The sequence below is a fragment of the Pantoea sp. Fr-CA_6 genome (genome assembly GCF_024520895.1).
GTDB classification, from domain to species: Bacteria; Pseudomonadota; Gammaproteobacteria; order Enterobacterales; family Enterobacteriaceae; genus Pantoea; species Pantoea agglomerans.
The window spans coordinates 204,999-231,724 of sequence record NZ_JALNPO010000001.1 but is presented as its reverse complement, the minus strand read 5'-3'; the positions used below and the strand labels follow the sequence as shown (position 1 = coordinate 231,724).

The 26,726-nt window shown below is 53.9% G+C and carries 23 protein-coding genes; 18 read left to right on the top strand and 5 right to left on the bottom strand.

The genetic code is table 11. The features are described 5' to 3' along the window. The first annotated feature begins 133 nt into the window (after positions 1-133). The 7 genes from NR201_RS01075 (at position 134) to NR201_RS01045 (ending at position 9,118) form a co-directional block, all read left to right on the top strand. Entirely contained in the window at positions 134-2,491 is a 2,358-nt protein-coding gene (locus NR201_RS01075) for a membrane-bound PQQ-dependent dehydrogenase, glucose/quinate/shikimate family (RefSeq protein WP_256849274.1), read from the top strand. Between the two features lie 307 nt (positions 2,492-2,798). Continuing rightward, positions 2,799-3,779, top strand: a complete 981-nt coding sequence (locus NR201_RS01070) for a TIM barrel protein (protein ID WP_022625661.1) — start codon at positions 2,799-2,801, stop codon at positions 3,777-3,779. Between the two features lie 55 nt (positions 3,780-3,834). Continuing rightward, a complete protein-coding gene (locus NR201_RS01065; RefSeq protein WP_031592324.1) occupies positions 3,835-4,875 on the top strand; it encodes a substrate-binding domain-containing protein in 1,041 nt (346 codons plus the stop codon). Between the two features lie 16 nt (positions 4,876-4,891). Beyond that, positions 4,892-6,394, top strand: a complete 1,503-nt coding sequence (locus NR201_RS01060; protein ID WP_256849273.1) for a sugar ABC transporter ATP-binding protein — start codon at positions 4,892-4,894, stop codon at positions 6,392-6,394. 32 nt (positions 6,395-6,426) lie between these two features. Further along, complete coding sequence (locus NR201_RS01055) at positions 6,427-7,398, top strand: ABC transporter permease (protein ID WP_033787872.1); 972 nt, start codon at positions 6,427-6,429, stop codon at positions 7,396-7,398. After that, positions 7,398-8,255, top strand: a complete 858-nt coding sequence (locus NR201_RS01050) for a MurR/RpiR family transcriptional regulator (RefSeq protein WP_010244943.1) — start codon at positions 7,398-7,400, stop codon at positions 8,253-8,255. Before NR201_RS01055 ends, NR201_RS01050 begins: the two co-directional genes overlap by 1 nt. 2 nt (positions 8,256-8,257) lie before the next feature. Then, on the top strand, positions 8,258-9,118 hold the full coding sequence (locus NR201_RS01045) for a PfkB family carbohydrate kinase (protein ID WP_256849272.1): 861 nt from the start codon (positions 8,258-8,260) through the stop codon (positions 9,116-9,118). 41 nt (positions 9,119-9,159) lie between these two features. Here the strand turns inward: NR201_RS01045 and NR201_RS01040 are convergent, their stop codons facing one another. Beyond that, entirely contained in the window at positions 9,160-10,191 is a 1,032-nt protein-coding gene (locus NR201_RS01040; protein ID WP_256849271.1) for an NADP-dependent oxidoreductase, read from the bottom strand. Positions 10,192-10,510: 319 nt separating this feature from the next. On the opposite strand from NR201_RS01040, the gene NR201_RS01035 reads away from it, so the two are divergent. Then, positions 10,511-10,909 carry a VOC family protein gene (locus tag NR201_RS01035; RefSeq protein WP_256849270.1) on the top strand — a complete coding sequence of 133 codons (399 nt, stop codon included), beginning with the start codon at positions 10,511-10,513 and terminating at the stop codon, positions 10,907-10,909. 132 nt (positions 10,910-11,041) lie between these two features. Further along, positions 11,042-11,560: a glutamate racemase gene (locus NR201_RS01030; RefSeq protein ID WP_256849368.1), complete on the top strand. Its 519-nt coding sequence runs from the start codon at positions 11,042-11,044 to the stop codon at positions 11,558-11,560. On the opposite strand, the gene NR201_RS01025 is transcribed toward NR201_RS01030, so the two are convergent. Further along, positions 11,553-12,302, bottom strand: coding sequence for a DeoR/GlpR family DNA-binding transcription regulator (locus tag NR201_RS01025; protein WP_256849367.1), 750 nt, complete (start codon positions 12,300-12,302; stop codon positions 11,553-11,555). The two genes, NR201_RS01030 and NR201_RS01025, sit on opposite strands and share 8 nt — an antisense overlap. Positions 12,303-12,385: 83 nt before the next feature. On the opposite strand from NR201_RS01025, the gene NR201_RS01020 reads away from it, so the two are divergent. After that, positions 12,386-12,970, top strand: coding sequence for an NUDIX domain-containing protein (locus tag NR201_RS01020; RefSeq protein WP_022625654.1), 585 nt, complete (start codon positions 12,386-12,388; stop codon positions 12,968-12,970). Positions 12,971-13,015: 45 nt separating this feature from the next. On the opposite strand, the gene NR201_RS01015 is transcribed toward NR201_RS01020, so the two are convergent. Together NR201_RS01015 and NR201_RS01010 are read right to left on the bottom strand one after the other, a co-directional pair. Continuing rightward, positions 13,016-14,116: an NADH:flavin oxidoreductase/NADH oxidase gene (locus tag NR201_RS01015; protein WP_031592311.1), complete on the bottom strand. Its 1,101-nt coding sequence runs from the start codon at positions 14,114-14,116 to the stop codon at positions 13,016-13,018. A gap of 263 nt (positions 14,117-14,379) precedes the next feature. Further along, positions 14,380-15,129 carry an SDR family oxidoreductase gene (locus NR201_RS01010; protein ID WP_158131699.1) on the bottom strand — a complete coding sequence of 250 codons (750 nt, stop codon included), beginning with the start codon at positions 15,127-15,129 and terminating at the stop codon, positions 14,380-14,382. Positions 15,130-15,281: 152 nt separating this feature from the next. Here NR201_RS01010 and NR201_RS01005 point away from each other — a divergent pair, with 152 nt between their 5' ends. Next, the gene (locus NR201_RS01005) at positions 15,282-16,205 is read left to right on the top strand and encodes a LysR family transcriptional regulator (protein WP_157352149.1); all 924 of its coding nucleotides are present in this window, start codon (positions 15,282-15,284) and stop codon (positions 16,203-16,205) included. Between the two features lie 14 nt (positions 16,206-16,219). Here the strand turns inward: NR201_RS01005 and uraH are convergent, their stop codons facing one another. After that, entirely contained in the window at positions 16,220-16,642 is a 423-nt protein-coding gene (gene uraH / locus NR201_RS01000) for a hydroxyisourate hydrolase (protein ID WP_010244915.1), read from the bottom strand. A 740-nt stretch (positions 16,643-17,382) separates the two neighbouring features. Between uraH and NR201_RS00995 the strand changes: the two genes are divergently transcribed. The 7 genes from NR201_RS00995 (at position 17,383) to NR201_RS00965 (ending at position 26,576) form a co-directional block, all read left to right on the top strand. Further along, positions 17,383-18,402: an alpha/beta hydrolase gene (locus NR201_RS00995; protein ID WP_256849269.1), complete on the top strand. Its 1,020-nt coding sequence runs from the start codon at positions 17,383-17,385 to the stop codon at positions 18,400-18,402. A 1,923-nt stretch (positions 18,403-20,325) separates the two neighbouring features. After that, a complete protein-coding gene (locus NR201_RS00990; protein ID WP_256849268.1) occupies positions 20,326-20,661 on the top strand; it encodes a hypothetical protein in 336 nt (111 codons plus the stop codon). A 20-nt stretch (positions 20,662-20,681) separates the two neighbouring features. Then, entirely contained in the window at positions 20,682-21,227 is a 546-nt protein-coding gene (locus NR201_RS00985; RefSeq protein WP_256849267.1) for a fimbrial protein, read from the top strand. A 57-nt stretch (positions 21,228-21,284) separates the two neighbouring features. Continuing rightward, the gene (locus NR201_RS00980) at positions 21,285-22,031 is read left to right on the top strand and encodes a fimbria/pilus periplasmic chaperone (protein WP_158131697.1); all 747 of its coding nucleotides are present in this window, start codon (positions 21,285-21,287) and stop codon (positions 22,029-22,031) included. Further along, positions 22,003-24,564 (top strand): fimbrial outer membrane usher protein, encoded by a 2,562-nt coding sequence (locus NR201_RS00975; RefSeq protein ID WP_233273055.1) that lies wholly within the window; start codon positions 22,003-22,005, stop codon positions 24,562-24,564. The genes NR201_RS00980 and NR201_RS00975 overlap by 29 nt, the downstream gene beginning before the upstream one ends. 4 nt (positions 24,565-24,568) lie before the next feature. Then, positions 24,569-25,894 (top strand): fimbrial usher protein StbD, encoded by a 1,326-nt coding sequence (gene stbD, locus NR201_RS00970; protein ID WP_199267434.1) that lies wholly within the window; start codon positions 24,569-24,571, stop codon positions 25,892-25,894. After that, the gene (locus NR201_RS00965) at positions 25,860-26,576 is read left to right on the top strand and encodes a fimbrial assembly chaperone (RefSeq protein WP_256849366.1); all 717 of its coding nucleotides are present in this window, start codon (positions 25,860-25,862) and stop codon (positions 26,574-26,576) included. Before stbD ends, NR201_RS00965 begins: the two co-directional genes overlap by 35 nt. Positions 26,577-26,726: the final 150 nt, after the last annotated feature.

Sequence of the window (26,726 nt, the reverse complement as noted above, 5' to 3'; positions counted from 1 at the left end):
CATTTATAATAAATATTTCTAATGATTAACGCTTATACACGTTTTTACATATTTCGTGCGTAAGTTAAAATCTCGTTGAATTTATGTTTCCAGCTTAACCTTTCAATTGCCGCTAATGACCCGAGGATGGATCATGATCAATAAAATAACCAGTATAATCATGGTGATATTTGCTATCGCCCTGATTTACATGGGAGGACAACTCCTGCTTGCAGGAGGCAGCGCGTTCTATGCGCTGATGGGCGTGGGCGTTCTGCTCAGCGCGATTCTGCTGTTGATGAACAAACGCAGTGCGCTGACGCTTTATGCGCTGCTGATGTGGATCACTCTGTTCTGGACTATCTGGGAAGTGGGCTTCGACAAATGGCAGTGGATCCCGCGCGGCGACCTGTTTGGCGTGCTGGGTCTCTGGCTGGCGCTGCCGTGGGTGGTGCGTCCGCTCTATCAGGGGCAGCGTCGTTTCCATCCTTTCCTCGGGGGTTCCGTCGTCCTGATGGTGCTGCTGGTCATCGGTCTCTGCTTCTACGATCCGCTGCCGCAGCAGGGCGCCATTAATACGCCGCGCAACGACTCTGCGACCGGCGGTGCCGCTGAAGAGTGGAGCGCCTATGGCGGAACCACAGATGGCCAGCGCTTCTCGGCGCTGAAGCAGATCACTAAAGATAACGTGAAAGATCTTGAAGTGGCCTGGACCTATCACACCGGCGACCTGCGTCAGGGTGATGATGCGACCGAATACACCTTTGAAGCGACACCGCTGAAAGCCAACGGCATGCTCTACTTCTGTACGCCGCACAACGAAGTCCATGCTCTTGACCCGGAAACCGGTGCGGTGAAGTGGAAAACGACGCCGGATAAAAACCGCTCTTATCTGCAGCAGCACCAGACCTGTCGTGGCGTGAGCTACTTCGATGCCGGTCAGCAGGCGCAGGCGCAGACGGGCGCATCGCCGGCCATCTGCCGCAAGCGTATCTTCAATGCCACCACCGATGCCCGCCTGCTGGCGCTGGATGCCGATACCGGTAAAGCCTGTGCTGACTTTGGTGACAACGGTGTGGTGAATCTGCGCGCCAACATGGGCGAGGTGCGTCCGCACGCGCTGATGCAGACTGCCGCGCCACTGGTGGCGGGCAACCTGGTGATTGTCGGCGGTTCGGTGATGGATAACGGCTTCAACAGCGGTAACCCATCAGGTGTGATCCGTGCCTATGATGCCGTCAGCGGTCGTCTGGTGTGGAACTTCGATCCGGCTAACCCGGATAACACCGCACCGGTCGCTGAAGGGGCAACCTATCCGCAGGATACCCCGGTAGCCTGGGCCACCCTGAGCGCCGATCTGAAAAACGGCCTGGTCTATGTGCCGTTTGGTAACGCCTCGCCGGATGAAGTGGGACTTGAACGCGATCCCGCCAGCAACACTGAAAAATTCCGTGATGCGCTGGTGGCACTGGATCTGAAAACTGGTGCGTTCAAATGGCGTTATCAGAGTTCAAACCACGACCTCTGGGATCGCGATAACCCGTCACAGCCGTCGCTGGTGGACATCAACTATCAGGGCAAACCGCAACCGGCGGTGATCCTGCCGACCAAAACCGGCAACCTGTTTGTGCTGAACCGCCTGACCGGCGAACCGGTTTATCCGGTAGAGCAGGTTAAGGTCTCCACGGATGGTATTAAAGGCGAGCAGTATGCGGCGACCCAGCCGGTCTCCAGCCTGAACTTCATTCCGCAGCCGCTGACTGAGAAGTCAATGTGGGGCATTACGCCGTTTGACCAGATGGCCTGCCGCACCACGTTCCGTGAGCTGCGCTATGACGGTAACCCGTGGACGCCACCAACGGAGAAAGGCTCGCTGATCTTCCCGGGCAACATCGGGGTGTTTAACTGGGGTTCAGTAGCGGTTGATCCACAGCGTCAGATGCTGATTGCGGCACCGGTACGCCTGGCTTACAAATACAACCTCATCAGACGCACGCCGGAAACCGAAACCCAGCGTACCTTCACCAAAGATGGTACGCCGTACTGGAATGAGAACTTCCACGGTGACTACGCTATCCACATCCAGCAGATGGCGTCGGGTCTGGGTATTCCCTGCATCGCGCCACCGTGGGGACGGATGGTCGGTGTGGATCTGACCACCGGCAAAACCGAATGGCTGCGCCGCGTCGGCACCACCAAAAACCTCAAGACCAGCTTCCTGCCTGGCCGCTTCCCGCTCGGTTTCCCGATGGGAATGGTGGCGCACGGTGGACCGCTGCTGACGGCGGGTGATCTGGTGTTCCACGGCGCAACGGCAGATAACTTCTTCCGTGCTTACGACAGCACCACCGGCGAACTGCTGTGGCAGACTGAACTGAGCGCGGGGGCGCAGGCCACGCCATCCACCTTTATGGGCAAAGATGGTAAGCAGTATGTGGTAATTGCCGCGGGCGGCCACGGCTCACTCGGCACCACGGCGGGTGACAGCGTTGTCGCTTTCCGTCTGAAGTAGTTTTTTAAAAAACCGACCCGCTGAGCGCCGCCCTGGCGCTCAGCTTTTTTCACACCTCTGCCTGCCAGATCTCACACCCGGCTTCGCGCGACAACCTGTTGTATTTCATCTCAATTCTTTCATCTCCGCATTCACAGCATCTGATAACGCATCGAAACCATTTCGTGACAGCGCTCCCGCTTTAACGATTTCTCCTGCCTGACAGACTTGCGCATTAAGCCGCGAGGCGTAGATTAATATATGACTTCACAATTAATCGTGAATACGAAAAGTACTTCACAATACGCACTCTGAAGGATTGATGCTCATGTCGGAACTGAAATTTGCTACCCGTCTTAACTCTTTCGCCTCGGGGGCGCACCTCTACTGGCCCGATCAGCAGGGCAAGCCCTCTGTGCTGCAGATGGTTGCCCGTGCAGGCAAGGTCAAAGGCTTAACGCATCTCGACCTCAACTTTCCGCAACATCTCACCAGCGATATTCCCACACTGCGCCAGGCGATCAGTGATGCGGGTCTGGCCGTTAACGGTATGCAGATGCGCTGGGACGCGCCGCAGTTCAAAATCGGCGCGTTTACCCATCCCGACGCGAAAGTGCGTCGCGAAGCGATTGAGCTGACCAAGCGCGGCATTGACGCGGGTCGGGAATTTGGTTCACGGCTGATGACGCTGTGGATGGGGCAGGACGGTTTCGATTACTGCTTCCAGGCGGACTATAAGAAGATCTGGGAGGATGCGGTCAGCGCCGTACGTGAAGTGGCGGAGTATGCACCGGACGTTGACGTCAGCATCGAATATAAACCCAATGAGCCACGCGCCTACAGCATCTTTCCCAACGCCACCACCTGTCTGCTGGCCGTGGAAGAGGCGGGCTGCGCCAACCTGGGGATCACCCTGGATTTTGCTCATGTACTGTTTGCCAATGAGATCCCGGCTTACGCCGCCGCTATGGTGGCGCGCCGCTCACGGCTGCTGGGGCTGGACCTTAACGACGGCTGGGGCAAGCGTGATGACGGCCTGATGGTCGGCTCAGTCAACCCTCGCGCCACGCTGGAGTTTCTCTGGCAGATGCAGCGTGATGGTTATCGCGGTGCCTACTACTTCGATACCTTCCCGGATGCCAGCGGTCTTGACCCGATCCGTGAGGCAGAAAGCAATATTGCGACCGTGACCCGTCTGCTGAGGCTGTGTGACCAGCTGCACGACAACGCGGCGTTACTGGCGGCCATCGGGCGCCAGGATGCGGTGGCCTCTCAGCAGATCGTCAATGACATCATGCTGGCGCGCTGACAGCCGATTAATCATAAAAACATCACACCTCTACCCAACACCCTGAGAATAAAAAATGAAAAAACGCCTGCTTGCTCTTATCGCCTCCTCACTGCTCTGCAGCACGGTTTATGCGGCAGAACTGGCACCGCTGCAATCCGATACTGAACCGGATCGCACCGACTGGACCCAGCTCGACACCAAATATGGCGCACTGCCAAAAGTCGATAAGTCGCTGAAGATTGGCGGGGTATCGAAAACCCTGACCAATGAGTACTGGCGCTCACTCGGCCAGGGCTACCAGAACGCGGCGAAAAAGTATGGTTTCACTGTCGCTTATCAGGCGGCGGCCAATGAAGACGATCAGCTTGGTCAGCTCTCCATTGCGGAAACCCTGATCTCGCAGGGCTTTAACGGCCTGCTGGTTTCGCCGCAGACCGATATCAACCTGGAGCCTGCACTGGAGAGTGCCAACAGTAAAAATATCCCGGTGGTGAACGTTAATGATGCGGTAATGCCGAATGCGCGCTACTACGTCGGCAACGTCCAGAAAGACAATGGCGTGCGGGTGGCGAAATGGTTTATTCAGCACCATCCGCAGGGCGGCAAAGTGGCGGTGATTGAAGGGCAGCCAGGGGTTTATGCCGCCGGACAGCGCACCCGTGGCTTTAAAGAGACGCTGGACAGCGCCGGTAAGTTCACCATCGTGGCCAGCGTGCCCGCTAACTGGAGTCGCGAGCAGGCCTTTAACGCCGCATCGACCATTCTGCAGCAGCATCCTGATTTAATCGGCTTCTACGCCAACAACGACACCATGGCGCTGGGCGTGGTGGAGGCGGTACGCGCGCAGAACAAAGCATCACAGGTGGCCATCTTTGGCACTGACGGTATTTCCGATGCCTACGCCTCGATTAAGCGCGGCGAGCTGACCGGCACGGTCGACAGTTTCCCGGTGCTGACCGGTGAAGTGGCGATGGACGTCATTATCCGGCTGATCAATGGACAGAAACTGTCGCGCGTTGTTTCGACACCCCAGGCGCTGATCACCAAAGAGAATGTCGAGGCGTTCTCAACCAAAGACAACAACCGGTTGCGTCAGCTGCTGGCTCAACAATAAGTCAGCGGGAGCGGGTATGGAACAGTTTCGCTTAATGATGCGTGGCATCAGCAAAAGTTACGGTAACGCCGCCGCGCTGCAGGATGTCGATTTCTCAGTGCGGCCCGGCGAGGTGCACGCGCTGATTGGGGAAAATGGCGCGGGTAAGTCGACGCTGCTGAATATCCTCTCCGGCGTTCGCGGCGCGGACAGCGGGGAGATCAGCGTCAATGGAAACCGGGTGCAGATCCGCAGTCCGCTCAGCGCCCGTCAGGCCGGGATCGCGATGATCCACCAGGAGTTACAGCATGTGCCTGAGCTTTCCGTGGCGCAGAACATGTTTCTGGGTCGCCCGCTGACCCGCGCCGGAGGCTGGTGGGTGGATAAAAAGGCCCAGCTGGCGCGGGCTACCCTGATTCTGAAGACGCTGGATCCCACTATCGATCCCGATACGCCGATCAGGAACCTCAAGGTATCGCAGCAGCAGATTGTTGAGATTGCACGGGCGCTGCTGGATGACGCCAAAATCATCGCCATGGATGAACCGACCTCCAGCCTGACGCCACGCGAATTTGACCGGCTGGCGGAGCTGATTGGCGATCTGAAGTCGACCGGCGTCTCGCTGATCTATGTCTCGCACAAGATGAATGAGATTTTCCGGGTGTGCGACCGCGCCACCATTATGCGTGACGGAAAGCAGGTTGGGGTGGTCAACATCAGTGATGAGGATGAGGAGAGCATCGTCGCCAAAATGGTCGGACGGAAGATCGACAAGCTTGACCATCAGGCGTTTGTCACCGATCGCGAAGTGCTGCGGGTAGAGGATCTGACGCGTGGCAATGAGGTGGTGGCGGCAAACTTTAGCGTTCGTGCGGGCGAAGTGCTGGGCATTGCCGGGCTGGTCGGCGCGGGGCGCACCGAACTGCTGAAGCTGATTGCCGGTATCGACAGGCGCACCCGTGGCACGGTGAGCGTCAACGGTGCCGCGGTGAAGAACCACAACGTGCGTGCGGCGATCAAGGCGGGCATTGGCCTGGTACCTGAAGACCGCAAAAAAGAGGGCATTATCAAAGAGCGGGCGGTGAAGATGAATATGGCGCTGCCGTCGATGCACCGCTTCACGTCGGCGGGGCTGATGAACCAGGCCCGGCTGGACCGCGAGGCGCTGAGGGTCATGGGAGACCTGAAACTGCGCCCGCTCGACATTGAGAAAACCATCGGCACGCTGAGCGGCGGCAATCAGCAAAAAGTGATCATCGGCCGCTGGGTTGCGGCGGATGCCAATGTGTTTCTGTTTGATGAGCCGACGCGCGGTATCGATATTGGTGCCAAGTCTGAAATCTATCACCTGATTGAAAAACTGGCCCAGGCGGGCAAAGCCATTGTGGTGGTGTCGTCAGAAATGACCGAGATCATGCGCATCTCCGATCGGGTGCTGGTGATGCGCGAGGGCCTGATAACCAAAGAGTTAACCGGCAGCGCGATCACCGAAGAGAACATTGCCCGTTATGCCATCAAAGATATCGACCAGACCGCCTGACCGCTTACCTGACACTATTTAAGGTTATAACTATGACAACTCAGACATCTACCGGGCCGGGTCCCCGACCTGCGCTGCGGCTTAAATTTAATCTGCGTGATGCCGGTACCTTAATTGGCTTACTGATTATCGTGGTGACATTTTCGTTTCTGTCGCCGGTCTTTTTCACCCTGCCTAATCTGCTGAATATTCTGCAGCAGTCCTCAATCAACGCCCTGATCGCACTGGGCATGACGCTGGTGATTATCTCCGGCGGGATTGACCTCTCGGTCGGTCCCACGGCGGCGCTCTCTGCGGTGCTGGGTGCAACCCTGATGGCATCGGGCGTGCCGGTGCCGCTGGCGATCCTCGCGACGCTGGGTGTGGGCGCGATGTGCGGGCTGTTCAGCGGCACGCTGATCGCCTATGCCGGGCTGCAGCCGTTTATTGTCACGCTGGGCGGCCTGTCGCTGTTCCGGGCGATTGCGCTGATCTACACCGGCGGCAATCCCATCTTTGGTATTCCGCTGGAATTTCGCAGCCTGATCAACAGTACGCTTTTCGGTATCCCGACGCCGATTGTGATTGTGGCGGTGATTGCGCTGCTGCTGTGGACGGTGATGAATAAGACCCCGCTGGGGGAATATATTCTGGCGATTGGCGGCAATGAAGAGGCGGCGCGGGTCGCAGGTGTGCCGGTTAAGCGCACCAAGGTCACGGTCTATATCTTCTCCGGCCTGCTTGCCTCACTGGCCTCGCTGATTCTGATTGGTCGTCTGGGGGCTGCCGAACCGACCATCGGCAACCTGTGGGAACTGGATGCGATTGCGGCGGCGGCCATTGGCGGTGCGTCGTTAATGGGCGGCAAGGGCAGTATCTTCGGAACGCTGATCGGCGTGGTTATCCTCGGTGCGTTACGTAATGGCTTGACCTTACTGAACATTCAGGCCTTTTACCAATTGCTCGCTACCGGCCTTATTATTATCATAGCGATGTTGATTGACCGGGCGACCCGAGGCAAGTAATGAAGCAAGATCCGCGAGCCATTGGCGCTCAGATTCGTATGCGTTTGCCCCAGCTGACGCCGTTAGAACGTCGGGTAGCTGAGGCGATAATTGCCCGAACCGACATTACCGAGCAATCCTCATTAAAGGAGATTGCGCGGGAGAATAATGTCTCTGAAGCGATGATCGTTAAGATTACCAAAAAACTTAACTTCACCGGCTTCAGGCATTTCAGAAGTGGCCTGATCTATTACAACCAGTCTGAAGTGGCAGGGCTGCATGCGGAAATTGAGCCGGATGATTCGTCGGAGCAGTTGCTGGCCAAAGTTTTCAGAACCTCTATCCAGGCGATTGAAGAGACCTTATCGATTCTGGATGTTTCTGAATTCAATCGTGCGGCGGACATTATCTTTAAAGCGCGTCATATCGATCTCTACGCCGTGGGCGGTTCTGCCGCCGTGGCGCGGGACCTGTCACACAAGATGCTGAAGATTGGCATTAAGTCGACTGCCTATGACGACGCCCACATCATGCTGATGTCAGCCGCCGTGTTATCTGATGACGATGTGGTTATCGCCATCAGCCATTCGGGTGCTACGCGCGCGGTGAACGATCCGGTCAGACTGGCGGGGAGGAATGGCGCGAAAGTTATCGCCATTACCAACTACGCCGAATCCCCGATCGCGAAGAGTGCGCATGTGGTCCTCAATTCAACCTCTCAGGGATCGCATCTGCTGGGTGAAAACGCCGCGTCACGCATCGCCCAGCTCAATATTCTGGATGCGCTGTTTGTCGCTATCGCCAAGAAAGATCTGAAGCGGGCGGAGAAGAACCTGATGAAAACCCAGCATGCGGTTCAGGATCTGCGGGAATTCTAGCTATGAGCAAAATTGCAGTCACCGGCAGTCTTCACTACGACATTATGCTGGATGCACACCATCGCCCGGAAAAAGGCGAAACGGTGATGGGCAGCGCCTGTCACTATAAGTTTGGTGGCAAGGGGGGTAATCAGGCCGTCGCAGCGGCACGCGCAGGTGCCGCAGTGCGCTTCGCCGGTTCAGTGGGGTGCGATCAGCAGGGACAATTCCTGCTGGATCATTTGCAGCAGGCCGGGGTCGATTGCACCGCCGTCAGCATCATTGATGCGCTTCCCTCCGGGATGAGCGTGGCGATTACCGATGCCGAAGGAGATTACGGTGCGGTGGTGGTCTCCAATGCCAATCAGCAGATCCCGCTGGAGACCTTTGAACAGCCTGGCTTCTGGCAGGAGGTGTCGCTGCTGGTGCTGCAAAATGAAGTCCCGGAAGCGGTGAACCTCTGTGCGGCCCAGGCGGCACAGCAGCGGGGGATTACGGTCTGCGTCAATGCCGCGCCCGCCCGGCCGTTGTCAGCCGCGTTTGAAAACTGTATTGATCTGCTGGTGGTGAACGCCATTGAAGCGCGCGATATGTGCGGGATTAGCGTGCAGGATCTGACGTCGGCGCGCTCAGCGGCAGAATCGCTGGCCAGCCGGTTTGCCAGAGTGGTGGTTACCGCTGGTGAACATGGTGTGGCTTACAGCGAGGCGGGAGAGACGCATACCCTGGCGGCGCAGAAGGTGACACTGGTAAGCACCCACGGTGCCGGGGACTGTTTTGTCGGCGTGTTGTGTCAGCGCCTGAGTAGCGGGGTAACGCTGGCAGAAGCGGTGAGTGCGGCAAATCGTGCAGCTGCCGAACACGTTTCCCGGCAGCCGCACTGATTAATGGCGTGCCACGTCAGTGACGCGGCACGCTAACGTCATCAGGCGCCGACGTTCACCACGGTTTTACCAAAGTTTTTGCCATTCAGCATATCGATAAACGCCTGTGGCGCGTTCTCTAATCCTTCAATCATGTGCTCGCGATAGTGGATTTTTTTGTTCTCCACCAGCGGACGCATCGCCTCCAGGAACTCAGGGTAACGGTCACCATAATCCTGGAAGATGATAAAGCCCTGCATACGGATACGGCGTTTCAGAATGCCCGCCATGATCAGAGAGGTTCTGTCCGGGCCTTGCGGCAGCTCACGCTGGCTGTAAGCCGAGACCAGACCACAGACCGGCACGCGCGCAGCGGTGTTCAGCAGCGGGAATACGGCATCAAACACTTTGCCGCCGACGTTTTCGAAGTAGATATCGATGCCATCCGGGCAGGCGTTTTTCAGCTGCTCTTCAAAGTCGGCGCTGTGGTGATCGAGGCAGGCATCAAAGCCCAGCGTATCGACCGCGTAACGGCATTTCTCTTCACCGCCCGCCACACCAACGACACGGCAGCCTTTCTGTTTACCCAACTGACCGACCGTTGCGCCCACCGGACCGGTTGCGGCGGCAACGACCAGGGTTTCACCCGCTTTCGGCTGACCAATATCCATCAGACCCATATAGGCGGTAAAGCCTGGCATACCGAGAATACCCAGCGCCCATGAGGGATGAGGCAGATCGTTGCCCAGCTTCGTAATCTCTTTGCCATCGGAGACGGCATATTCCTGCCAGCCGCTCTGCGCCAGCACCCAGTCACCGGTCTTGAAGTCACTGTTTTTCGATTCGGCGACCTGACAGACGGTGCCTCCCACCATCGGCTGATCCAGCTCTGCCGGCGCGGCGTAGGATTTACCCTCGTCCATCCGCCCACGCATGTAGGGGTCGAGCGAGAGATAGATGGTTTTAAGCAGTACTTCACCCTCTTTGATTTCCGGGACGGGCTGCGCCACATGGCGGAAATTCTCTTTGGTCGGCTCACCGTGAGGGCGTGAAGCCAGTAACCAGGCATGGTTCTGGGTTGCTTGTTCAGTCATATTGTCATCCTTTTATAGCCGGGCAATGCTCAGGGCATCACCATATGAATACCGGGAAAGTGTAGATGACCACGGCAGGAATGCGTTTAGCGCTGTGAGCGGTAAGCTGATTTACCGATAACAGGGCATAGGGTGCTAACCAAGGGGACACAGCGGATGCAGGACCATTGGCGTCATGGATTCAGTCTGATGGCTGTTCACATCCGCTTGCAAAAAACGGGCAGGCGAGTCAACAGCAGTGCGGCATGACACGCATCCGGCGTCACGGGAAGCTCTGAAGATTGTGATAAATATCAGTGAACTCTACAGGGAGAGAACCATGATTATCCAGCATCTGCGTATTGCCCGACCGGTGACAGACCTGACGCAAAGCAGTCAGAACTATTGTGACGGGCTGGGGTTGCAAGAAATCGGTGAGTTTACTGATCATCAGGGGTTCAGTGGCGTGATGCTGGGCGCTGAAGGGCTGGCCTGGCATCTCGAATTCACGCTCTGTCACACGCATCCCGTCCGGCCATCGCCAACAGATGAGGACCTGCTGGTGCTCTACATTCCGCAACGGCCTGACTGGCTGGCCCGATGTGCCTGTATGGATGAGGCAGGATTTATGCGGTTGAATTCATTTAATCCCTATTGGGACCAACGGGGCGTGACATTTAGCGACAGGGATGGTTATCGTGTTGTTATCCAGCATGCAGCCTGGCAATCCGCACATTGACCATGCCCATTCAGTGAACCGGAGCTCACCCTGAACATTCTTTGCTTTCACACCGCAGCCAGTAATATCGCGATATTTGATGATGCCGCCCGCGCACTGGCGCGTGACAATCCGCCGCTGAATCATCTGGTGATGCCTGCGCTGCTGGCAGAAGCGGAATGCAGCGGCGGGATGACGACTGCGTTACGCCGCCGTATTGCCCAAATGATTGAAACGCTGCTGCCGCAGTTCGATGCGGTACTGATCACCTGCTCGACGCTGGGCCCAGTTGCCGGTGATTTCAGCGCGCAGGATCGGGTTATACGCACCGACGAAATGCTAGCGGAGGCACTGCAGCGTCAGGCAGGGCGCAAGGTTGCGCTCTGTGCGGCAGAATCAACGCTGGCGGCGACGCTGGCTCTTTTCTGCCAGCCCGGCAGCCAGGTGGAGGTCGTGCTGGTGGAGGGAGCATGGGCGGCGTTTAAAGCGGGGGAGACAACACGCTATTTTGCATTGATTGCGGCAGCAGCAGAGCAGGCTTATCAGCAGGGAGCCGTTACGGTGGCCCTGGCGCAAAGCTCAATGACGCCAGTAGCACAGCAGTTTCCTGACACACAGCGACCATTGACCGGTCCGCATCTTGCGCTGCAGGCCTGCTACGAACTCAGATGATCGTCACACCCTGCAGGCTCAGCGCCTGATGCAGCGCCTCGTCCGGCTGCGTTTCCACGACCAGCGTGCTGGCCAGCGACAAGTCGCCTATGGCAAATGCCGAGGCGGAGTTCAGCTTTTCCGCTGACGCCAGCACCACGGTTTCCGCTGCACGTCCTGCCAGCGCACGCTTGACCGTCGCCTCTTCGAAATTACCGGTGGTCAGGCCCGCCGCAGGATGCACGCCGGTGACACCCATAAAAAAGATATCGGCATTGATGCGGTTGATCGACTCCAGCATCGCTGCGCCCACCGTCACCACTGAATGTTTATAGAGCTGCCCGCCAATCAGTATGATCTCCACGAGTGGATGATCGGCTAACGCCAGCGCCACGCTGGGACTGTGCGTAACCGCGGTAAAGCTCAGCGTGGCGGGTAACAGTCGCACCAGTTCCGCGCTGGTGGTCCCGCCATCAATCAGTACGATCTGTCCCGGCTGGATCAGTGAAACGGCTTTTTGCGCAATAACCTGTTTGGAAGCAGTCTGCACGCTTTTGCGTGTTTCAAAGGTGGCCAGCGCAGCGGAAACCGGCAGCGCGCCGCCATGTACCCGCTGCAACAATCCTTCAGCCGCCAGTTCACGCAGGTCGCGGCGGATAGAGTCTTCGGAGAGGCCAAAGCGCTGGCTGAGATCGCGCGACTGCACCTGTTTTTCCTGGGCGAGCAGGGCGAGAATCGTCTGTTTTCGCTGGCTGGATAGCATGACTGGCCTTTGCATGTTTTTTCTTGAAGTTGCACGATTGTGCATGATAGCGTGATGGCTGTCTACCTATCCTGGAGAGCATCATGCAGCAGAACCATCCCCGCGTGCGCATCATCAATGAGCAGTTGCTGTCAGACAACTGGTATACCCTGAAGAAATATACGTTCTCGCTGCTGCGCCGTGACGGCCGCTGGCAGGAGCAGAGCCGTGAAGCCTATGACCGCGGTAACGGCGCAGTGATCCTGCTCTACAACCGTGACAAACGTACGGTGGTACTGACCCGTCAGTTTCGCTTTCCGATTTTCCTGAACGGACATGATGGCTTTCTGATTGAAGCGGCCGCCGGTCTGCTGGATAACGCCTCGCCGGAAGCGCGTATTGTTGCCGAAGCCGAAGAGGAAACCGGTTTTCGTGTCAGCCATGTGCAGAAGGTGTTTGAAGCCTTTATGAGCCCCGGTTCGGTTACTGAAAAACTCTACTTTTTTATTGCCGAGTATGGCGATCAGCAGCGTAGCGGTGAAGGCGGCGGAATAGCGGAAGAGGGTGAGGATATTGAGGTGCTTGAGATCGGTTTCGACCAGGCGTTACAGGCGATTGACCAGGGTGAGATTGTGGATGCCAAGACCATCATGCTGCTGCAGCATCTGCGGCTGAAAGGCGTTTTATAAGAGAAAATGGGCAGACCGCCGTTAATGCGGTCTGCCCGTTAAAGCTTACTGATCCTGGGTCAGGATGCCTTTTACATCGTGCGGTTCAGAACGCAGATACTGTGGCGGAACCTGGACTTTACCATCCAGCGCAGCGGCTGCGTGCCACGGCCAGCGCGGATCGTAAAGAATACCGCGCGCCAGCGCCACCAGATCAGCTTCACCCTGTTGCAGCAGATCTTCTGCCTGCTGCGGCTCAGTGATTAAGCCGACCGCAATCACCGGAATCGACACCTGCTCACGAATATCGCGGGCGAACGGCACCTGATAGTTGGGTCCGACGCTGATTTTCTGGTCTTCTGACAAACCACCACTTGAGACATGAATATAAGCACTGTTCAGCGCTTCCAGCTCACGCGAGAAGGCGATTGACTGATTGATCTCCCAGCCGCCTTCAACCCAGTCAGTGGCAGAAATGCGCACGCCTACCGGCACGGAAGCGGGTACGGCATCGCGAACGGCTTTGAAGACTTCCAGTGGGAAGCGCATACGGTTTTCCAGCGAGCCGCCATATTCATCACTGCGCTGATTCGACAGCGGCGACAGGAACTGATGCAGCAGGTAGCCGTGTGCGGCATGCACTTCGATGAGCTGAATTCCCAGACGCACCGCACGCAGGGCGCTGTCGACAAAGGCCTGTTTTACCCGCGCCAGATCGTCAGTGTTCATGGCAACCGGTTTCACTTCATCCGCGCTGTAGCTCAGTGCGGACGGAGCCACGGTTTGCCAGCCGCCGGCTTCAGGCGCAATCTGCTTACCGCCTTCCCAGGGTACGGCACACGACGCTTTGCGTCCCGCATGGCCCAGCTGAATACCAACCGGAATAGAGGAGTAGCGGCGGACATCTTCCAGAACCGTTTTCAGCGCAGCTTCATTATCATCATTCCACAAACCGAGATCGCCTGGGGAGATGCGACCAATATCCTCTACGGCGGTGGCTTCAATAATCATCAGACCTGCGCCGGAAAAGGCCAGCTGGCCAAGATGGATACGGTGCCAGGCGGTCGCATTGCCCGCCTCAGCGGAGTACTGGCACATCGGCGCAATCACAATGCGGTTATCCAGCGTAAGTTCGCCCAGCGAGACAGTGGAAAAAAGTTGGCTCATGTTATCTCCATGGTTTTTATGACTGACGTGACAGGCAATAACTATAGCGGGGGATTTGCCAGGCGGGTGTTTCTTCAACGTGACATTTTATGACGGCGTGCCGGATTCAGGTTACAGATCAACGCAGCCGGATGTCTCAGGCAGGCATTGATACGTTAACGGTTCAGCCTAGCGCGCTTTGCTGCTCACGCCCGGCGAACCGGGATGCTGCGTAACGGATAATGACAATCACCAGGGTCTGATATTCAGCTACAGGGTGAGTCTCAGACCTGTGCCATTCCGCCATCAACGAACAGTTCTGCCGCATTGATAAAGCTGGCGGCATCCGAGGCGAGAAACGCAACGGTGCGGGCAACCTCCTGCGGTTCACCCAGGCGGCCAAGCGGTATTTGTGCTGCCAGCGCATCAAACAAGCCCTGACGCTGATCTTCACTGACCAGATCACCCAGCCCAGGCGTACGGACAGGGCCGGGGCTCACGACATTGACCCGGATTCCGCGATCTTTCAGATCCAGCGCCCACGAACGGGCAAAATTGCGCACTGCCGCTTTACTGGCGCTGTAGACGCTAAAAGCCGCAGTACCCTGCGCTCCGGCAGTCGATCCGGTCAGAATTACCGATGCGCCATCAACCAGCAGAGGCAGGGCTTTCTGGACGGTAAACAGCACGCCGCGTACGTTAGTGCCAAAGATACGGTCAAAATGCTCTTCAGTAATCGCCCCCAGCGACAGCATGTCGCCGCCCCCGGCGTTGGCAAAGAGAATATCGAGGCGTCCCGCCTGCGCTGCAATTCGCGAGTAAACCTCATCGAGATCGTGCAGCTGTGAGGCGTCTGCGCGGATGCCGCTGACGGTTCCGCCGATTTCAGCGACGGCGGCATCCAGCTCCGCCTGACGACGGCCGGTTATAAAAACCTGTGCGCCCTGTGCCGCCAGCTCCCGGGCGGTAGCCAGGCCAATTCCGCTTGTTCCGCCCGTAACCAGTGCAATTTTTCCTGCGAGTGATGCGTTCATAAGTTCTTCTCCGGATAGTCTCTTAGACAGTTTGGGTTATTCCCGGTCAGCGGGGCTGCCGGACTGATTGCTACTTTAAGAGAGGAGGATTAGCGGATAAATCCGCTAAAATGAAAATGACTATCCACACGGGTGGATAATAGGGGGATGGAATGGATCAGCTGCTGGCGATAAAAGCCTTTTCACGGGTGGTGGAAAGCGGCAGTTTTACCCGGGCGGCGGACTCGCTGAATATGCCGAAGGCGACGCTGAGTAAGCTGGTTCAGGAGCTGGAGGCGCATCTTTCCGTCAGGCTACTGCAGCGCACCACCCGACGCGTGACCGTCACCGCAGAAGGGCGTGAATACTATGAGAAAGCGCTGCGCATCCTGCACGATCTCGAGGATATTGATGCCTGTTTCAATTCACTGCGCAGTAAGCCGCGTGGGCAGTTACGCATCGATGTCGGCGGATCTACCGCCAGGGACGTTCTGATTCCGCTGCTGCCTGATTTCTTTGCCCGCTATCCTGATATTACGCTGGATCTGGGCGTATCCGATCGCCCGGTCAATCTTATCAGTGACAACGTTGATTGTGTGATCCGCGGCGGTCCGCTGGTCGATTCCTCACTGATTGCCCGCCTGATAGGGCACGCTACGCTCATTACCTGCGCGACACCCGCCTACCTTAAAGCGTTTGGCGTGCCCGCCTATCCTGATGAACTGCGCAACGGACACCGACTGGTGAGTTATCTCTCGCCGCAAACCGGCAAGCCATTTCCGCTTCGGTTCGAACGTCATGGAGAGAAAATTGAGATCACCAGTGCGCATCGCATTGGCGTCAATGAAAGCAACGCGCATCTGGCCGCGGGACTGGCAGGGCTTGGGATCATTCAGACATTTAATTATTCGCTGTCGTCGATTCTGCGGCAGGGAGAAATGGTTGAGATCCTGCACGACTGGCGTCCGGCGGGTTATCCGTTTCATCTGGTTTATCCGCAAAACCGGCACGTGACGCAACGGCTACGGGTATTTATCGACTGGCTGGTGGAGTGCTTTCCGGCGCGGGTAGCGGGAGAGGGGAGATCCGGCACCTGAGTGCCGGATCGGGATCAGTTGCCGCGATAGGTAGAGTAACCAAACGGGCTCAGCAGCAACGGGATATGGTAGTGCTCACCGCTGGCTTCCATGTTGAACTCAACCGGGATCTCCGGGAAGAAGGTTTTCTGGTTGTTCTTTTTATAGAAGTCACCGGTTTTAAACACCACGCGGTAGCTACCCGCACTGGCTGTTTTGTCCTGCGGGAACAGGGCGCTGATGCGACCATTGTTATCGGTGACGCCTGATGCCAGTTTCACCCAGTTATCCTGCTGCTTCTGATCCAGTTCAACTTCGATGCCTGCCGTTGGCTGGCCAGTTTGCAGGTTAAGAACGTGCACGCTCAGTGGGTTTTTAGCGGTAGCAGGCTGAGCAGCGATAGCGGATGCGCCAGAGGTCATCAGTAATGTTGCGATCAAGGCATATGAAGTTTTCATCAATGTTTCCTTTATTGATTGTCTGAAGTCGGGTGACAGTGCAGAGAGAGTAATGCGCCTGAGGGCAAAGAGATATTTAGCCGCAGGAAATGTGAAATTTCTGAGAAAGAAGGAAAATGTCTTTAGTTACATCATACAAAGTTTCTGCTTAATCATAGTCCAGCACCTGTGCAGTCATAGCTAATCAGGGAACAGAGGCACCAGATGAAATCCTCTCTGAATTCAGCAAGAAAACAAAGCCTGGCCCCTGGCGGGCAACGTAGCGATAGCAATCCTCTGATCTATCCACAGAATCGTCTCGTCAGTCATCAACTACCGGACATGTATCGACTCGCGGGCGGGCTGCTTTCCGTCGCGAATGACGTGAGAAAGTGAATCCGGCACGTCTGATCAGCGAGCCAGATGCGTTCAAAAGGTTTACTGCGATAGATTGTATAACCGAACGGACTCAGCAGCGGCAGCGGGATAGGGTAGCGAGCACCGTTGGCGTCCATGCTGAACTTAACCAGAAAAAACACCATGCTTCTGACTTTTTCCAGGCGCTCAGGCGTCGTGCTTAATTGCTGAAAATCGATACAGATAGCAGCAAAGTAGTCTGTTAATGACGAAAATAGTCAGAGAGGGTAAAAGCATGACATGAATAGTGCGCTATTTAGTAGTTTACAATCAATGTTCGCCATGTCATTGTCCTGCCAACCAGATAGCACACTACTTAATAGCAAGTTAATTGGAACCCTGTGATGAAAATGAAACTGATCGCCAGTGCATTATTGTTAGCCAGCCAGATGAGTACCGCGTTTGCTGCACCCACTGAAAACAGTCCGCAACCGACCGCAGGCGTGGCCGCTTTCCTGAAGGCGCTCAACAGCGGGAGTGGTAAACCGATTGAGCAACTCTCCTTCAAAGATGCCCGAGCGGTGTTGACGGGGGCGCAGAAGGGCGCAGAACTGCCGCCGGCACAGATTTCACAGAAGATCATTACCGTACAGGGCAAGCCTCTGACGCTGACCATTGTTAAGCCCGAGCACGCCAGCAGCACCTTGCCGGTGTTTATGTTCTTCCACGGCGGTGGCTGGGTGCTGGGTGATTTTCCGACCCATGAGCGACTGGTACGTGACATGGTGAATGCATCCGGCGCTGCTGCGGTATTTGTCAATTATCAACCATCGCCAGAAGCCCATTTCCCGGTGGCAATTACTCAGGCTTATGAAGCCACTAAATGGGTCGCCGAACATGGCGCTGAAATTGGCGTTGACGGAAAACGTCTGGCGCTGGTTGGTAATAGCGTTGGCGGTAACATGGTGGCGGCGGTTGCCTTGCAGGCGAAGCAGTTTAAAACGCCGGCCATCCGTTATGATGTGATGCTGTGGCCGGTTACCGATGCGCGTTTCGACACCGCGTCGTATGATCAATTTGCTGACGGACATTTCCTGACGAAGAACATGATGAAGTGGTTCTGGGATAACTATACCGTTTCAGAAAAAGATCGTAATAACATCCTGGCATCACCGTTGCGTGCCACCACTGAACAGCTGAAAGGGCTGCCGCCAACGCTGATTCAGACTGCAGAGCTGGATGTGTTACGTGATGAAGGTGAAGCGTTCGGTCGTAAGCTGGATGCAGCAGGCGTGCCGGTTACCGTAACGCGCTACAATGGCATGATTCATGATTACGGTTTGCTGAACGCGTTAAGTCAGGAACCCACGGTCAGAACAGCTATTAATCAGGCGGGTGAAGAGTTGCGTTCGCATCTCAAATAACTGACCGGTCATGAAACCAACCCCGGACCGAATCGTCGTCCGGGGTTCTTACCAGACAGTAAGTTTGAAGGAATCAGTTCGAAGACGCAGGGCAGTGCGATTGCCGGAACACCAGGAAAGAACTGAGCAGTATCGAAGCGATAAGTGCGCTGTTAATATCCAATTTAACATAATATACATTATGCGCATATTGATTATGATCGGGAGCGTGATGCTCTATTGTATGGTCTGCTCACCATTTTGGGCTGATCCTGACTGTTTTACTCTTTACAGCAAAATCTGTCAGAAACGATCACAATGTCTGCCTGACCTTGTTACTGTCGCTTATTCTGTTCCGAAACTGAAATAATGTGATGCTACGTTATTCAGCATGGCTTTCCCTGCGGGACATCTTCTTCAGCGACTCTACACGCTATCCTCTCATCAACAAACCTGATATCGGAGATTTGCAGCCGGACGATGCAATGACGACTTCGCCCTTTGCGGCTGGCTGGATGCACTGCTGCGCATTCTGACCGTTTCTCTGCTCAGGTGCTTTGCACAACTTAAGCAGTGACGTCGCTACGTGAAAATTAGCGCATTCATCAGGGCTGTCGGCCACAAAAATGCTGTAGAGGCGTCTATGTGCATCACCGCTTTATGTTCATCCTCGTTGTCTGCCTTGCGTACCATTAAATTGTCGTAAATGCGTCCACGTGTAACTACGCTTTCTTCACTCCGTTCCTTGCCAGGTTAATCCTGTAATGAGCAAGAAAACCTGAGTCAGCTTTCTGCTGGCTGTCTGGTCAGCCGGACTCATACCGGCTATTCGCATTGCGATTGCAAGGCAGTCACCGCAGCGCAGTGATGCTTTTGCCCTGAGCATTGAAAATAAGAGTCAGTGACATCCGGTCGTTTTCAGCACTATCAGCGACACGCAAAATGAGGTGTAACGTCCCTGCTCTGTCCTGTCATCCAATAACTATCTCGTATAATCTGACAAAAAAGCAGAACGTAAATTTCGCACAGCAAGAATGATTCTTCGTATACAAAATCTGAATGATAACGCCCGGGAAAGAAATAAATATAGATCTCTTTTCTTTTAATGACACTGACCAAAATAGTGATGTTTCCATGCACTAAATAACTGATTTAGATCAATATTTATAGTAAGTGCGTCAATTAACATCTTTGTTACCAGGAGTATTCTTAATAAAATGGGATGTGAACTATAAATATCGTCGCTAATTTTTTTATAAAAGCCATTTAAAATGCAGATCGTTTCAATGAAGTAAGGGAGAAAGCAATAATAGAGTCAGTAAAAAGTCATTTATCAATGCCATCTTAGTGGCCGCTATATACAAAATTGATCACTGAACAAAATTCGCTCATATTTAGCATTGAGTGCGGAATTTTTATTGATCAAAGTGGCGTTATTTGCGAAATATTCCTAACGGACGTAAAAAAATCCTGGTCTCTCAGCACTGCTGAGGGCGTCGTCGCCCTTTTTGTCCCGAATTTTCAACAAATATTACTCCCGCCCGTGGAGGTGACCCCTTAAGAAAAATCCGAATGAAGAAAATAGCGGATAATTTTCATCGCCTTGAAACGCGGAGATTTTTATCGATAAAATAATCACAACTCTCGCAACAACGCCAAAATATTATGATAAAGATAACCAGAGAGGAAATTCGCTGCGCCAGTTGTAAATATGGCTGTGATCTCACCCATCGCGCTTCAGACATTTATAACAGATGTCCGTTGCAAAAAATTACCACCTGGCCTGGAGGGAATCATTTTTTCTCTTCATCCATACTCAGCATGGTCGCTGGAAAATATGAGAGCCTCTTTTGCAGAGGATGTGTATTCGTTGACTTCTCCAGGGAAAATGTCAGGTATTTTACCAATAGCAACTGGATTGAGTATTTGAAACATACGGGATTAATGCTGATTATCGTCAGTGATCGCCATATGGAGCCGCTTGCGGCGTACTGGCAAAAAGAGGACCTGCGTATACAAACTGTGATTTATGGCGATTTTTCCCTGGAGGAGATAAACAGACAAATCCAGGGCTGTTATTTCGGTTTAAAAGGCGAGGTCAGGAAAAAAGTGAATGCACTTAAACAGGATGAAGTTCGGTTCCTTGATCTGGCGATGAACGGACTGTCATTGCCGATTATTGCCAGAGAAATGGGGATTGAAGTCAAGCGTGTTTATAACATCAAAGATGCCATTCGCCGGAAAATGGGCATCAGCCTCAATCAGTTATTTTCCGCATAATTATGATAAAGGAGTATTAAATGAACACCAAATTCAGAACGCTTAATCTTGCTGTGTTAATCAGTGCCGGGCTGGTGTCAGCCAGCGTGTTTGCAGCTTCAGATAACACCATCAACTTTCAGGGAGAAGTGACCACTGAAACTTGTTCTGTTTCCGTAAATGGCAACAATGCGTCCCCTGTCGTGCTGCTGCCAACGGTCAGTACTTCGGACCTTGCTGCCTCTGGTTCAACTGCGGGTGATACCACCTTCACCGTGGGCGTTAGCGGCTGCGCCGGGGACAGTACCTCTGCCACCAAAATCTCGACGGTGTTTGTGGGGAATAACGTTAGCGCTGCCGGTAATTTATCTAACACCGGAACCGCAAAAAATGTTGAGGTACAAATCCTCGATCCGAAAGATGCGGTGGTTAATCTGACCAGTGGTTATACCGGCAGCGGTGATCTGACACTGCAGACCGGTGAAACTTCTGGCTCTGCCACCTACTCTGCCCGTTATTACGCATCAGGCACCCCAACGGCGGGTACCGTTACCGCATCACTGCAATATGCCGTGACTTACCAGTAATATTTTTCGTGCGTATCTGGATTGCCAGATACGCACGCCACGCTTGAGATATCCGACATGTATTCGCGCATTATGCTGTTCCCATTAAAAATGGTAATACTGATTTTTTTGATGACGTTTATTTCGGATAACGTCCAGGCAAGCGTCACTATTCTTGGCAGCCGAATTATTTATCCGGGTAATGCTCTCTCCGTCGATGTTCAGTTAAAGAACAACGATAATATTCCTTATGTCATTCAGGCCTGGCTTGATAATGGCAATATGGATTCGCAACCTGGCGATAAGAGTGACGTGCCTTTTATTATCACGCCACCGCTGTTTCGGATCCAGCCTCTGACCGGCCAGGTTTTAAGAATCCGATTCATACCTAATGTCTCATTACCACAGGATCGCGAGACGATTTACTGGTTCAACTCTCTGCAGATCCCCCCTGGTAATATTCAGGCGGAATCAGGCCGTAACAGTATTGTTTTAATGTTACGTAACCGCATGAAACTCTTTTATCGTCCTAAAGCGATTGGTCAGCCGGTTAATGTTTTCGACGGTGTAAAAGTAACGATGCAAAAAGAGGGGGTTGAAATCAACAACACTCAACCCTGGTATCTCTCACTTACAGAGGTTGCAATAAAAACAGCAGGCAAAAAAACAGCCTGCGAAGCCGAAATGATTGCACCCTTTGCCAAAAAAATAGTCAGGTGTAAACCGGAAACGCACTCTTTATCAGCTAATAGCGTGATTTCTCTTTCAGCAATGAATGACCAGGGAGCTAAAGTCAGTGAAGACTATCCGATTGCAGGCAGGTAATATCCGCATCTTTTTTTTGCCTCTCTGTGCATCATTTACTTTTTCACCGTATGGACACGCTGATGAATACTACTTCGATCCTTCGCTGTTTAAAGGCTCCGCCTTTGGCCAGAATATTGATCAGTTTAACCATCAGACTATCGCCTCCGGCAACTATTATGTCGATATCTATGTTAACAATAAGCTGGTTAAAAGCGGCGTCACCCTGAACTTTCTGTCAGCAGAGAAAGGTCAGCCGATAGAACCTTGTCTCCCGCTGACGGTGGCTGAATCATTAAGCCTTAAGTCACTGAATAAATCCTCAGCCAGCGAGGGCTGTCAGCCCTTGCGTCACTGGTCATCAGCGGCCCGCTGGCAATTTGATCAGGCTTCACTGCGGCTGCAGTTCACCATTCCGGATGCGGAGTTAATTCATCTGCCCAGGGGAAATATTCCCGTCGCCGAATGGGATAAAGGGATCTCCGCCCTTTTCATCCGGCATAACACCAATTATAGCTGGACGGAAAATACCGCTTCCGGTTACAGATACCAGTATCTCTGGAGTGGCATCACGGCGGGCACTAATATTGATAACTGGCAGCTGCGCCATCAGGGCAATCTGCGGTTTATCGACAATAACGTTACCGGCAGCGATGTTCGCTACACAACGGTCAGAACCTGGCTTCAGCGCCCCATTGAACCGCTGAACAGTCTGCTGACACTGGGCGACAGCTATACAGAAAGTTCGCAGTTTGGCAGCCTTTCTTATAATGGCATCAAGCTCACTACCGATGAAAGGATGCGTCCGCAAAGCCGGCGTGGTTATGCGCCCGAAATTCGCGGTGTGGCCTCCTCCAGTGCCCGGGTTATCGTCAGGCAACTGAATCGCGTTATTTATGAGACCAGCGTGGCGCCTGGTCCCTTCGTGATCAACGATTTGTACAATACCCGTAGCCAGGGCGATCTCGATGTTGAGATTATTGAAGCCAATGGCAAAACGTCCTCGTTTACCGTTCCTTATGCCTCTGTGCCTGATTCGGTCAGGCCGGGAAACTGGCATTACTCGGTTGCACTGGGTCGGGTACGGCAATTCTACTCAGTTAATAACACCTTCTTTGAAGGGCTGTTGCAGCGCGGTATCAGTAACCGACTGACCGCTACGGCAGGATCGCGGCTGGCTCAGGACTATCAGGCCTGGCTGCTTGGCGGTGTCTGGACTTCGGCAGCGGGCGCAGTGGGATTAAACACCACCTTTTCTGATGCAAAGGTCGCACAGAACAGAAATGCCTCGGGATGGCGCGCCGAGCTGAGCTACAGCAAAACCTTTGCTACCGGCACCAACCTGGTCCTGGCCGCCTATCGTTACTCAACCAGCGGTTATCGCGACCTGCAGGATGTGCTGGGCGTTCGGCGCCAGCAGGACAATGGCATCAGTTACTATTCAGATACGCTGCATCAGCGTAATAATTTTTCTGTGACCCTGAGTCAGTCAATGGCCGATTATGGCTTAATCAGCCTGAGCGGCAGCACGGCGGATTACTATAATAACCGGTCACGTATTACTCAGCTTCAGTTAGGTTACAGCAACAGCTGGAATAACATCAGTTACAGTCTCAACGTTGCCCGTCAGCGTACTACCTGGAATTATGATCGTTTCGGGCTGAACCTGGACGATGGTGATAACGCATACCGCGAGAAATATACCGAAAATACCGTTTCACTGAATGTCTCGGTTCCGCTGAACTGGGGCAATCACACTACCTCTGTGGCCTATAACTACAACCAGTCTAAAGAAACGCGCAATTCGACGCTCTCACTGACCGGTTCATCTGGCGAGAACAATCAGCGATCCTGGTCCCTGTATGGCGGAACCGAAAATACGCAAAGTAACAGTGGCCACCGTGTCTCGTTCGGCGGAAATATTCAGCAGAATACGCGCGCAGGCGCGGTCAGAGCGAATTATGGTCAGGGGGATAATTATCGCCAGGCTGGATTAGGGCTTTCTGGTACGTTGTTGATTCATCGCGGCGGCGTTACCGCCGGACCTTATACCAGCGACACTTTTGCGCTTATCCATGCGGATGGTGCCCAGGGCGCCAGCGTACGCAATGGTCAGGGTGCCGTCATTGATCATTTTGGTTACGCTATCCTGCCGTCGCTGACGCCATATCAGGCCAACACCGTCAGCCTTGATACACGCTATATGAATGCTGATGCCGAATTAAGCGGTGGAAGCCAGCGCGTTGTGCCCTATGCCGGTTCCGTTACCCGAATTAATTTTGCCACGCTGCAGGGTAAGGCCGTCTTAATCGCGCTCAAAAATGAAGATCATGAAATCCCGCCAATGGGCACCGAGGTCCGTGATGCTGATAATACCGTGATAGGTATTGTGGGCCAGGGTGGTCAATTATATGCACGTGTACCGCATGACTCTGGAACCTTAAAGGTAAACTGGGAATATAAGGGCAATAAAACATGTTTTGTTAATTATCAAATAACCGGTCGCGTGAATGAGAATATTGTTCGCCTGGATGCTGTCTGCCATAAGGGTTAATCGTGTGAGAATCGAAAAATATTACCTGTATATCTTATTATTGCTGTTCAATGTGCCCGCCTGGGCTAATTGCAGTGTTGTTACCGCCACATCCTCGTTGTCTCAAAGCGCGATTGCAGCAGGCTATACCGCCGCCTACTGGACCGGCGCCTGCGACACCTGCTCAGGGAATGTGGGCCTGCCATCTGTGATCAGCATCAATAGCGGAAAGACCTTCCAGCCCTCTGGCACACTGCTGGCCAGCTCGGTAGGCAGCTTTCTGTCATCGGCCAGCAATGTTTCCTACTCAGCTAACCAGATTCTTTACCGCTGCGCCGTGGCAGATGCAGACAGTTTGTATGAGATGTATGCCACCAATGGCGACAGCCCCTATGCCGGTCAATATATTACCTCTGAAGTGGACGGCGCCTATTATGATGTCGCTGCAAATGTTGCCGTCAGGCTAACTAACCTGACAACCGGCGAATATTACAGTCGCTACTGGAAAGCCCGACAGCTGACAGCCAGTGACTGGTATTCTGATGGCACCTATATTTATATTCCGGCCAGTGCTTTCAGCAATGTGCTGTATGAAATGTTTAAAATAGACTCTACGCGCTATTACGCCAGCAACAGCAATCGCTATGTGGACAACTGGACACAACCTCGCGGATATATTGCTTTTAAAGGACCCGGGCTGGATACCAATAATCTTAAAGTGGGCCAGGATAGTCTCTCTTACTGGTATGGTTTTTACCGTAACTGGCCCGCTGCCTGGAGCACCTTCTCAAATGTCACCTATGTGCGTGGCGCGCTATGCGAAGTCCAGGATTATCCTTCGGTGGTGCTGCTGCCGACCGTAAGCGTGAACACCCTTGCCGCGGGCGGGAAAAGTCAGGCTCCTTTTACTATCACTATCCAGTGCGAGTCCGGTGCCATCTCCGGCACCAGTACATCGACGATCACGTCAGCAAATGTCGCTATGGGCTTTCTCGTTAACCAGTCAAATGCGGTGACGCAGGCAAGAAATCTGGGGCTGAGTACAGCTGGCGGCGGGCTAACCTGGCTGCTGGATACCCACTATGGTAGCAGCGCTGCCGCCTCCGGCGTCGGTATAAAAATTTATGACAGTCATAATATGGCGCTCAATTTACTGCCTGACAGAACAGTGACGGGCACGGGCAACAGCCGTGGCTGGTATGCCTATAAAGATTTAACGTCGCAAATCTCCTCAGGAGGCGCTGATATTTACAGTGGTGATTTCACCGCCTCTCTTGAAGCGCTCAGCGGGCAAACTATTACAGCAGGAACAGTCAATGCGCAGTTACAGGTTGTGGTCAGTTTTCAGTAACGTCGTCGTGCTATCTGGCGTCCTGCTCTCATTCAGCGTCTGGGCGGTGGTCAATGTGGATAAAACCCGGATCGTTTTCAATCAATCGGATCTGAGCCAGTCTGTTAACGTCGTCAACAGCGGCGGAAACGAAACGTATTTGCAAATCTGGACAGATGACGGTGACCTGACTCTCTCACCCGACGCCAGCATCACGCCCGTCATAGTCATACCGCCGGTGGTAAAAATGTATCCGGGAGAAATGCGATCGTTGCGTCTGGTACTCACTTCACGTCAGGCGCTGCCCGCGGACAAAGAGAGCCTCTACTGGTTAAATATTTATCAGATCCCTGCGCTGAAAAAAGAGCTTAACGCGGCTGAACGTAAAGTGGTGTTACCGCTGCGAATCCGGCTAAAAATCTTTATACGGCCTGAGGGACTAAACGCCCCGCTGACCACCGATCCGGAAAAGCTCCGTTTCGCGGTAAAGGGAAATAAAATCGCCATAACCAACCCTACTCCCTGGTTCATGAGCATGAATGTCTATTCTGAAGGTCAGCAATCAATAAAAAATCTCACTCTTGCCCCACAATCTTATGCTTACATTGACAGTCACACTCCGCCGAAACCCGGTGAGTCAGTGAGTTATGCGGTGATCAATGACCAGGGGGTTCCGGTTAACTACACGACAACCTTGAAGTAACCGGACGGGAGTGCCATCTGCCGACAGGCAGAGTGCACATAAAGCCGACCTTTTGCGGCAGACCAGGGCGTCGCTACATGAATTCTGCGCATCTGATGGGGCTGGCAGTACGCATAACTTACCTACGCATGGCGTTTTGAGAGGCTCAAG